Here is a 692-nt window from a genome sequence, read left to right as displayed (position 1 = left end):
GGCGGCACGCCGGCGAACAGCGCGGCGGCGTCGATGCGCGCGCCCTCCTCGGTGAGGATCAGCGCGCGCTCGACGGCGTTCTGCAGCTCGCGCACATTGCCCGGCCAGTCGTGCGCCAGCAGCGCGTGGCGCGCCTTGTCGGTGAGCCCGCCGACGCGCCGGCCGTCGCGCGCGCCGATGCGGGCGATGAAGCACTCGGTCAGCGGCGCGATGTCCTCGCGGCGCTCGCGCAGCGGCGGAATGTGCACCGGGTAGACGGCGAGCCGGTAGTACAGGTCCTTGCGGAAGCCGCCGCGCGCCACCGCCGCGGCCAGGTCGACATTGGTCGCCGCGATCACCCGCACATCGACCCGGCGCGTCGTGCTGCCGCCGAGCCGGTCGATCTCGCCCTCCTGCAGCACGCGCAGCAGCCGCGTCTGCGCGCCCGCGCTCAGCTCGCCCACCTCGTCGAGGAACAGCGTGCCCCCGTCGGCGCGCTCGAAACGGCCGGCGCGCGACTGGTGCGCGCCGGTGAACGCGCCTTTCTCGACGCCGAACAGCTCGCTCTCGAGCAGCTCGGCCGGCAAGGCCGCGCAGTTCAGCGCCACGAAGGCCTGCGCCGCGCGCGGGCTGGCGTGGTGCAGCGCGCGCGCGAACATCTCCTGCCGACGCCGTCTCGCCGAGCAGCAGCACGTCGTCGCGTGGCGGCGGCG

1 pseudogene is annotated in these 692 nt (G+C 75.4%); it reads right to left on the bottom strand.

The window, feature by feature from the left end:
- Positions 1-692: pseudogene (locus x551_RS22945) on the bottom strand (sigma 54-interacting transcriptional regulator); the annotation flags it as partial.

This window comes from Methylibium sp. T29, assembly GCF_000576205.1.
Taxonomy (GTDB): domain Bacteria; phylum Pseudomonadota; class Gammaproteobacteria; order Burkholderiales; family Burkholderiaceae_C; genus Methylibium; species Methylibium petroleiphilum.
The sequence above is the reverse complement of the archived record's forward strand: the minus strand, read 5'-3'. Positions and strand labels throughout refer to the sequence as shown.